The organism is Oleiphilus sp. HI0128, from assembly GCF_001635365.1.
In genome coordinates, this window is sequence record NZ_LWGG01001555.1 from 1 (window position 1) to 1,736 (window position 1,736).

Annotated in this window: 3 protein-coding genes; all 3 read left to right on the forward strand. The window is 44.6% G+C overall.

Annotated elements, in window-relative coordinates:
* A partial coding sequence (mreC, locus tag A3763_RS25665; RefSeq protein WP_068760717.1) for a rod shape-determining protein MreC occupies positions 1–803 on the forward strand: 803 nt, incomplete at its 5' end.
* The gene (gene mreD, locus A3763_RS25670; RefSeq protein ID WP_068507580.1) at positions 800–1,279 is read left to right on the forward strand and encodes a rod shape-determining protein MreD; all 480 of its coding nucleotides are present in this window, start codon (positions 800–802) and stop codon (positions 1,277–1,279) included. The genes mreC and mreD, both read left to right, overlap by 4 nt.
* A gap of 80 nt (positions 1,280–1,359) precedes the next feature.
* Positions 1,360–1,736 (forward strand): S1 RNA-binding domain-containing protein (locus A3763_RS25675; protein WP_156495338.1); only part of this gene is annotated, 377 nt, incomplete at its 3' end.

Sequence of the window (1,736 nt, forward strand, 5' to 3'; positions counted from 1 at the left end):
GCTATCTAGACCCTGTTCGTGGAGTAATAAGCTCTGCGTTAACACCGGTTCACTGGTTGAGTGATTTACCGGTTTCTATTAGTGAAGGCTTGAGTGAAAGCTTTACGAGCCGTTCCGATCTCCAAGAAAAAATCGATTTAATGGAATCCCGCATGTTGGTGCTTGAGCGCAAAGCTCAAAAACTCGCATCAGTAACGGCTGAGTTAAATCGCTTGCGTGAGCTACTGAATGCTTCTCGCATTGTTGACGATGGTGTCGTTGTTACCGAAATGATCGGTGTTAGCCCTGATTCTGACAATCAATACATCTTGCTTAACAAGGGCAGTCAAGACAGGGTTTATCTCGGTCAGGCCGTTCTTGATTCACAGGGATTGATGGGGCAAGTGGTTGAAGTAAATGAATTTACCAGCCGGGTCCTACTTATCTCTGATAGTCGTCATGCGGTTCCTGTCCAAGTAAATAGAAATGGTGTTAGGGCGATTGCTTATGGTGTTGGGGCGCTCGACTATCTTGAGCTAGGAAATGTTCCAGATACCTCTGATATTGAGGTGGGTGATCTTTTGGTAAGTTCTGGTCTAGGGGGGCGCTTCCCGGAAGGCTATCCAGTGGCAAGGATTAGCCAGATATCGCACCATGATGGACGCTCCTTTGCAGAGGTTCGCGCCAGGCCTGAAGCACAGTTGAATAGAAGTCGTCTCTTGCTTTTGGTGTTTAAAGAGGGGCAAAACGATAGTACCGTCATCGATGAGAATAAAGAACAATCTAGTACTAAGCAGCATGCGTCTGACGAGGTAAACGAATGACTCAGTCGAGAGTAAGTTGGGTGGCCGTTGCATTGTCTTTCGCCGCAGCTGCCGTATTGGAATTGTTAGCAATGCCGCAAATGCTACTTGCCTTTCGTCCTGAGTGGATGGTATTGACTTTGATATACTGGTTATTGAGGCACCCCGAACGTATTGGTCTGTTTTCTGCTTTTATTGTGGGCGCAATCATGGATGTGCTGTCAGGTACTTATCTCGGTATTCATATAATTGCTTGCTGTATCGTCTCTTATTTGGTTTTGACGATGCATCAACGCTTAAAAATGTTTCCGGTACTACAGCAGTCCTTGGTAATATTTTTTATTATCGGAATTTTGTTGATGATTGTGATGACTATCAGAGGAGCGCTTGGCGCTGTCGATAATAATATGTCTTATCTGGGAGCTGCACTATCAAGCGCCTTAGTTTGGCCTTTTGTATTAATTTTCACCGACCGTCTTGTTTTTGCATTGCGATAATAAAAAAACGCTTTGATATGCCGCTTCGTTTCAATAGCTGCTAATCTTATTATTTTGACAGGAAAGTTTCAGGTAGTGCTATGAGTGAAGAGCTTTTAATTAACGTTACGCCGGTTGAAACTCGTGTAGCGCTTGTAGAAAACGGAATGCTGCAAGAAGTGTATATCGAGCGTTCAAGTTGTCGTGGCTTCGTTGGTAATATCTACAAAGGAAAAGTAGTCCGTGTGCTTCCTGGAATGGAGGCTGCATTTGTTGATATTGGTCTTGAGCGCGCCGCATTTATACACGTTTCTGATATCACCTCTAACCCACAAGTCGGTGAAACTGGCGAAAGTGAGAATAATGCAGATATCGCATTATTGTTGCGCGAAGGTCAAGAGCTTGTTGTTCAAGTCATCAAGGATCCCATTGGTACGAAAGGTGCCCGTTTAACCACTCAGCTGTCAATTGCTAGCCG